The organism is Streptomyces sp. MH60, from assembly GCF_002939385.1.
Lineage (GTDB): Bacteria > Actinomycetota > Actinomycetes > Streptomycetales > Streptomycetaceae > Streptomyces.
In genome coordinates this window covers 33,093-40,182 of sequence record NZ_MULI01000066.1, presented here as the reverse complement: position 1 = coordinate 40,182, position 7,090 = coordinate 33,093, and the positions used below count along the sequence as shown (strand labels likewise).

The following is a 7,090-nucleotide window of genomic DNA, read 5'->3' as shown; positions in this document are numbered from 1 at the left end:
CGTCCCCCGGGGCCGGGGCCGGGGCCGAGGCCGGGGCCGGGGCCGAGGCCGGGGCGGCGGCGGCCCGGCGTGCGGTCACCAGGACCTCCAGCCCGTCCAGAATGCGTTGCAGCCCGAACTCGAAGTGGTCGAAGCCGGTGCCGAAGGCGTCCTCGGAGAGGGAGGACAGCACGGGGTAGCGTCCACTGCTCATGGCCTTCACCAGCACCGGCTGCTGGGCCTGCCAGAACTCCGCGTCCGTCAGTCCGGAGCCGCGCTCGGCCTCCCGCTCGTACACCTGCGTGCGGGCGGCGCCGACGACGTACCCGTCGATCATGACGATCACCGAGACCAGCTCGGGGTCGGTCAGACCCATCGGTCTGATCCGGGCGAGAACCTTCTCCATGCCGTCCAGGGCGGACGGACCGAGGATCGGCCGGGACTGGTTGACCTCCAGCAGCCAGGTGTGGCGGCGGTAGAGGGCGAGCGTGGCGTGGCCGAGGGCCTCCAGCGCCGGGCGCCAGCCGCCGTCGCCGAGGTCGGCGGGGTTCTCGGACGGGCGCTGCACGCGGTCCAGCATCAGGTCGAGCAGCTCGCCCTTGCCGGGGACGTAGCGGTACAGGGACATCGTGCCGGTGCCCAGCTCGGTGGCGATCCGGCGCATCGAGACCGCGCCGAGACCGTCCCGGTCCGCGACCTCGACGGCGGCCTCCACGATCCGCTCCAGCGTCAGCCCCGGCCTCGGGCCCCGGCTGGGGCGCCGGCCGGTGTCCCACAACAGTTCGAGGGTGCGGCCGATGTCGCCGCTGCCGCTGGTCTCCGTACCGCTCGCCATGGGGTCAGTTTAAGTCCGCGCCGAAAAAGTGAGTACGGCGTACGCGCAATCGGGTACGGTGTACTCAGTTGGGAAGTGAAAGGGGGCTGGGACCCATGAGCGACACGTACGCGGTACGGGCCGAGGGCCTGGAGAAGAGGTACGGCGACAAGCGCGCCCTGGACGGCTTCGACCTGACCGTCCGCGAGGGCACCGTGCACGGCCTGCTCGGACCGAACGGCGCGGGCAAGACCACGGCGGTGCGCATCCTGTCCACGCTGATCCGGCTCGACGGCGGACGGGCCGAGGTGGCGGGCCTCGACATCGCCCGGCAGCCCCGTGAGGTGCGGGCGCGGATCGGCCTCACCGGCCAGTACGCGGCCGTGGACGAGGTGCTCACCGGCCGGCAGAACCTGGAGATGTTCGGGCGCCTGTTCCACCTGGGCGGCAGGCGGGCCCGGGCCCGGGCGGTCGAGCTGCTGGAGCGGTTCGATCTGACCGACGCCGCCGACCGGGGCGTGGGCAAGTACAGCGGCGGCATGCGGCGCCGCCTGGACCTCGCCGCGTCGATGATCCTCGCCCCGTCCGTCCTGTTCCTGGACGAGCCGACGACGGGCCTGGACCCGCGCAGCCGCGGCGAGGTCTGGGAGTCGGTCCGGGCGCTGGTGGCGAGCGGCACGACGGTCCTGCTGACCACGCAGTACCTGGAGGAGGCCGACAAGCTCGCCTCCCGCATCACCGTCATCGACCGGGGCCGGGCCATCGCCGACGACACCCCGGACGGGCTGAAGAACCTGGTCGGCGGCGACCGGATCGAGGTCGTGGTCGCGGACCGGGCCGAGATCCCGCGGGCGGTGAGGACGGTCGCCCGGGTCTGCCGGGGCGAACCGGCGGTGGAGGAGGAGGCGCGGCGCGTGCACGCCCCGGTCACCGACCGGGTGTCGGCCCTGACCGAGGTGGCGCGCACCCTCCAGGACGAGGGTGTCGCGGTGGAGGACATCGGACTGCGCAGGCCGAGCCTCGACGACGTGTTCCTGCGCCTGACCGGCCACCGCACGGGCGCGGAGCACGCGAAGGACGCGGCGAGCACGGAGAAGGAGGCGGTGGCGGCATGAGCACCCTCGACCTCGACGGCGCCGCCGGTCCGGCGACGGCCCCGCCCGAGCGCGGGAGGCTGTACTGGCTGCTGGCCGACTGCGGCAACATCGTCCGCCGCGGCCTGACCCACTACCAGCGCCAGCCCGTCAACATCGCCTGGCAGCTGGGCTTCCCGATCCTGTCCGTCCTCCTCTACGGCTATGTCTTCGGCAGCGCGATGAGGGTGCCCGGCGGCGGGGACTACAAGGACTTCCTGATGCCGGGCATGTTCGTGATGACCATGGCGTTCGGCTTCATCAACACCGCGACCGTCGTCGTGTACGACTCCACCAAGGGGGTCATCGACCGGTTCCGCTCGATGCCGATGGCGTCGTCCGCGGTGGTGGCGGGGCGCGGGGTGACCGATCTGGTCGTCGCCTGCGCGGAGTTGGCCATCATGATGCTGACCGCGATGGCCATGGGCTGGCGTCCGGACGGCGGCTGGGGCTTCCTGGCCGCGTTCGGGCTGCTGCTGTGGCTGCGGTTCGCGCTGATCTGGATCGGGGTGTGGCTGGGCCTGCTGGTCCCCAACCCGGAGGCGGCGGGCGGCCTGTTCGCCGTGGCCTTCCCGCTGACGATGATCTCCAGCATCTTCGTCGCCCCGCAGCTCATGCCCGACTGGCTGGGCTGGGTGGCCGCCTGGAACCCGATCTCCTCCACGGCGGCGGCCGCCCGCGAGCTGTTCGGCACGCCGGTCGGCGGCGGCGACTCGTGGGTCGAGCGGCACGCGCTGCTGATGGCGGGCGTGTGGCCGGTCATCCTGACGGCGGTCTTCCTGCCGCTGGCGGTACGCAGGTTCCAGCGGCTCGGCCGGTAGGGGCGCCCGGGGTGGCGGCCGGGCCCGGGGTGGAGACCCACGGCCGGGCCGGGGGTGGTGACCGGAGGGCCGGGGGAACTCCACCCCCGGCTCCACCCATGGGTCCAGGTGCTGAGCGCCCGGTCGGAGCAGCCTTGAGGGCATGACAACGACCGAGTGGATCACCGACATCGCCCTCGTCCTCGTCGTCTTCCGGCAGCTGCGGGAAGGCCGACTCGACCGCAGGACCTTCCTGATCCCGCTGGGGATCGTGGCCTTCGTGGCGTACTCCTACCTGGACTCCGTCCCGACCGGCGGCAACGACCTGGTGCTGATCGCGGCCCTGGCGGCCGTGGGCGCCGTGCTCGGCGTCGCGGGTGGCGTCTACACCCGGATCCGGGCCCTGGACGGACATCTCATGATCAAGGCCGGCGCGGTGTCGGCGCTCCTGTGGGTGCTGGGCATGGGCGCCCGCATGGGCTTCCAGGTCTGGGTCGAGCACGGCGGCGGTGCCGACGACGTCGCCCGGTTCAGCATCGCCCACCACATCACGGGCGACCAGGCGTGGGTGACGGCGTTCGTGCTGATGGCGGTCACCGAGGTGGTCACGCGGGTGGGCACCATCTACCTGCGCAGCCGGGCCCACGCCCGCGCCGTGGCTCCCGCCGCTCGCACCGCGCCCGTCCTCGACCGTACGGCCTGACCGGGCGCTATGTTCGGCCGGTGTCCGCCACCAAGAGCGCCCCGCCCCCGGACCCGGGGGCGGACCCGCGGCCGGTCCCCGGTCAGGACCCGCGTACGCAGTGGGGCCTGAGCCTCGCGGTCGTCGCGGTAGGAGCGCTGACGATCAGGCCCATGGGGATCAGCGGCCAGGGACTGGCGGTCGCCGTCCTCTTCGTGCTCAACTCCGCGGCCCTGCTGGCCCGGTCCCTGCCCGAGAACCGGGTCCCCGCGCGAGCGGCGCTCACCTGGCTCACGCTCGGCATCGTCGCGGCCGCCGCCCTGATCGGCGTCAGCGGCAGCGGTACGGGCTACCTGTTCGCCTTCTTCCTCGCCGGCCACATCGGCTACCGGCTCGAGACCAGGCGGGCCCTGGCCCTCGCGGCGACGTGCTCCCTGCTCTGCGCCGGTGTCCTGTACTTCGACCTCGGGCCGGGGCACCCGGAGCTGCCCTGGGTGCTCGGTCTCACCACCGGCGTCCCGGTCGTGGTCGGCATCGTCAACCGCAGCCAGCGCCAGGCCGTACGGTCGGCGCTGTCGGCCGCCGAGTCGGCGGAACGCGCCGCCCGCGCGGAGGCCCGCACCGCCGTCCTCACCGAGCGCGGCCGGATCGCCCGGGACGTGCACGACGTCCTCGCGCACTCCCTCGCCGGGATCAACATGCAGCTGGAGCTGGCCGACGCGCTGCTCGACACCGGTGACCTGGAGAAGGTCCGGGAGGCCAACGACAAGGCCCACGGCCTGGTCAAGGAGAGCCTGAAGCAGGCGCAGTGGACCGTGCACGCGCTGCGGGAGGACGCGCTGCCGCTGCTGGAGAGCCTGACCGCGATGATCGAATCGGCGGGCCACCACGACGCCCTCACCGTCACCGGCACCGTCCGCGAGCCGTCGGCCCAGGTGACCCAGGGCCTGCTGAGGATCGCCCAGGAGGCCCTGACCAACGCCGCCCGGCACGCCCCCGGCGGAAGGGCCGCCGTGGAGCTGACGTTCACCGCCGCGTCGATCACACTGAGGGTCCGCAACCGGCCCGCCACCCGTGCGGTGACCCCGGGCGTCGGCAGCGGGATGGGGTTGATCGGGATGCGCGAGCGCGTCGCCCTGCTGGGCGGGAGCGTCAGCGCGGGGCCGGTCACCGAGGGGCGGGACCAGGGCGGCTGGCAGGTGGAAGCGGTGATTCCGGGATGAGTGAACAGGTGGGGAGCCCCGTGCGGTTGAAGGTGGTCGTCGCGGACGACCAGGCCGCCGTGCGAGAGCCGCTCGCCGCGGTGCTCGGGCTGGCCGACGACATCGACGTCGTCGCGGCGGCCGCGGACGGCGGCGAGGTACTGGCGGCGGTGGCCGCGGGGCCCGTCGACGTGGTGCTGATGGACCTGCGCATGCCCGTGATGGACGGCATCGAGACGACCCGTCGCCTGACCGAGGAGCATCCGGAGGTGGCGGTGGTCGTCCTGACCACCTTCGCCGACGACGACTCGATCCTGGGCGCGCTGGGCGCCGGTGCCCGCGGATACCTCACCAAGAACGCGGGACGCCAGGACATCACCCGGGCGATCCGGGCCGCCGGCGCGGGCCAGTCCGTCCTCGACCGCGAGGTCCAGGACCGGCTGCTGGCCACGGCCAGGGCGAAGGCCCCCGGCCGGCCGGCCGCCCAACAGCCCCTGCCGGACGACCTCACCCCCCGCGAGCGCGAGGTCCTCGCCCTGATCGGCCAGGGCCTGTCCAACCGGGGCATCGCCGAGAAGCTCTTCATCAGCGAGGCCACGGTCAAGACCCACATCAACAACCTGTTCGCCAAGGCCCACATCCGGGACCGCGCCGACGCGGTCCGCCGCGCCCTCGCGGCGGGGCTGGCCTGAGGCCGGGCCCCGCGGTCGCGACAAGCCGGGTGCCCGTGGCCGGACGGGCGGACGGGCGGCTCAGTCGATGCACCGCCACGTCTGCGGGCCGATGACCCCGTCAACGGGGATGCCGCACTCCCGCTGGAGCGAGACGGTCGCGTTGTAGGTCTCCCGGCCGAAGACGCCGTCGATCGCGACATGGCGTCCCCACTTTCCGAGCTTGCACTGCGCGTGGCGTACGGCGTTGCCCGCACTGCCCCACCCGATGGTGGGGTGGTTCTGGCTCCAGCCTTCCGAGCAGTAGTTCGCCGTCGCTCCGGACGGGGCCGCGGTGACCGCCTGGGCGGTGCCGGGAACCCCCAGCGCACCCAGCACGGCCAGGGACAGGGCGGAGAGCGACACGGCGATTCGCCGGTGGGTGATCATGCGTTCCTCCGGGACCAGTTCGTGGAGTGTGGAGAGAGGTGACATCCGATCGCCCGTCGAACGTACGGCCCACTCCGTGCGGCCCGCGTCCCCTGCTGGATTGACTTCGGCGTAAACCGGTGCGGTAGCGGGGTCGACGCCTGCAACGCGCGTGGTACGGCGGGAGTTGACGACCAACGCGGAAGGGGCGCCCGGCGGGTGATCCGCCGGGCGCCCCTTCCGCGTCGTACCGGTGACGACTACAGCTTCTCGATGACGTAGTCGACGCACTGCGTGAGCGCCTCGACGTCCGCCGGGTCGATCGCCGGGAACATCGCGACGCGCAGCTGGTTGCGGCCGAGCTTGCGGTACGGCTCGGTGTCGACGACGCCGTTGGCGCGCAGCACCTTGGCGACGGCGGCGGCGTCGATGTCGTCGGCGAAGTCGATGGTGCCGATGACCTGAGAGCGCTTGGCCGGGTCCGAGACGAACGGGGTGGCGTACTTCGACTCGTCGGCCCACGTGTACAGGCGGGACGAGGAGTCCTTGGTGCGGGCGGTGGTGAAGTCCAGGCCGCCCTGGCCGTTCATCCAGTCCAGCTGCTCGCCCAGCAGGAAGAGCGTCGCGAGCGCCGGGGTGTTGTACGTCTGGTTCTTGCGGGAGTTGTCGATCGCGGTCGGCAGCGAGAAGAACTCCGGGACGTGGCGGCCGGACGCGTGGATCCGCTCGGCGCGTTCGATCGCGGCCGGGGAGAACACGCCGATCCACAGGCCGCCGTCGGAGGCGAAGGACTTCTGCGGGGCGAAGTAGTAGACGTCGGTCTCGGTGACGTCCACCGGCAGGCCGCCCGCGCCGGACGTCGCGTCGACCAGCACGAGGGCACCCTCGTCGGCACCGGCCACGCGCTTGATCGGCATGGCGACACCGGTCGAGGTCTCGTTGTGCGTGAGGCCGTACACGTCCACGCCGGCCTCGGCGCGGGCCTCGGGGTGGGTGCCCGGGTCGGAGGAGACGACGGTCGGCTCGGCGAGCCACGGGGCGAGCCTCGCGGCCTTGGCGAACTTGGAGGAGAACTCGCCGAAGCTCAGGTGCTGCGACTTGTTCTCGATCAGGCCGTGGGTCGCGACGTCCCAGAACGCGGTGGAGCCGCCGTTGCCGAGGATCACCTCGTAGCCGTCGGGGAGCCGGAACAGCTCGCGGATGCCCTCGCGGACCTTGCCGACCAGGTTCTTGACGGGCGCCTGGCGGTGGGAGGTGCCGAGCAGGGACGTACCGGTGGCGGCCAGGGCGTCCAGCGCCTCCACCCGCACCTTGGAGGGGCCCGCGCCGAATCGACCGTCCGCGGGCTTGATGTCAGCAGGAATCTGGATCTCAGCCACGAGCCGGAGGGTATCGCCTCGG

At 72.7% G+C, this 7,090-nt stretch carries 8 protein-coding genes; 5 read left to right on the top strand and 3 right to left on the bottom strand.

Annotated features, from left to right (window positions below):
• Nucleotides 1-814: TetR/AcrR family transcriptional regulator (locus BZZ08_RS29725; protein ID WP_104635301.1), on the bottom strand; the 814-nt coding region annotated here is incomplete at its 3' end.
• Between the two features lie 95 nt (nucleotides 815-909).
• Between BZZ08_RS29725 and BZZ08_RS29720 the strand changes: the two genes are divergently transcribed.
• The 5 genes from BZZ08_RS29720 (at nucleotide 910) to BZZ08_RS29700 (ending at nucleotide 5,302) form a co-directional block, all read left to right on the top strand.
• Nucleotides 910-1,908, top strand: a complete 999-nt coding sequence (locus tag BZZ08_RS29720) for an ATP-binding cassette domain-containing protein (RefSeq protein WP_104635300.1) — start codon at nucleotides 910-912, stop codon at nucleotides 1,906-1,908.
• The gene (locus tag BZZ08_RS29715) at nucleotides 1,905-2,747 is read left to right on the top strand and encodes an ABC transporter permease (RefSeq protein ID WP_104635299.1); all 843 of its coding nucleotides are present in this window, start codon (nucleotides 1,905-1,907) and stop codon (nucleotides 2,745-2,747) included. The genes BZZ08_RS29720 and BZZ08_RS29715 overlap by 4 nt, the downstream gene beginning before the upstream one ends.
• Nucleotides 2,748-2,889: 142 nt before the next feature.
• Nucleotides 2,890-3,429 carry a hypothetical protein gene (locus BZZ08_RS29710; RefSeq protein WP_104635298.1) on the top strand — a complete coding sequence of 180 codons (540 nt, stop codon included), beginning with the start codon at nucleotides 2,890-2,892 and terminating at the stop codon, nucleotides 3,427-3,429.
• Between the two features lie 152 nt (nucleotides 3,430-3,581).
• The gene (locus tag BZZ08_RS29705) at nucleotides 3,582-4,631 is read left to right on the top strand and encodes a sensor histidine kinase (RefSeq protein ID WP_241965599.1); all 1,050 of its coding nucleotides are present in this window, start codon (nucleotides 3,582-3,584) and stop codon (nucleotides 4,629-4,631) included.
• Nucleotides 4,628-5,302, top strand: a complete 675-nt coding sequence (locus BZZ08_RS29700) for a response regulator transcription factor (protein ID WP_104635297.1) — start codon at nucleotides 4,628-4,630, stop codon at nucleotides 5,300-5,302. The genes BZZ08_RS29705 and BZZ08_RS29700 overlap by 4 nt, the downstream gene beginning before the upstream one ends.
• Before the next feature lie 60 nt (nucleotides 5,303-5,362).
• On the opposite strand, the gene BZZ08_RS29695 is transcribed toward BZZ08_RS29700, so the two are convergent.
• Together BZZ08_RS29695 and serC are read right to left on the bottom strand one after the other, a co-directional pair.
• Nucleotides 5,363-5,755: a peptidoglycan-binding domain-containing protein gene (locus BZZ08_RS29695; RefSeq protein WP_104635296.1), complete on the bottom strand. Its 393-nt coding sequence runs from the start codon at nucleotides 5,753-5,755 to the stop codon at nucleotides 5,363-5,365.
• Between the two features lie 194 nt (nucleotides 5,756-5,949).
• Nucleotides 5,950-7,068, bottom strand: coding sequence for a phosphoserine transaminase (gene serC, locus BZZ08_RS29690; protein ID WP_104635295.1), 1,119 nt, complete (start codon nucleotides 7,066-7,068; stop codon nucleotides 5,950-5,952).
• Nucleotides 7,069-7,090: the final 22 nt, after the last annotated feature.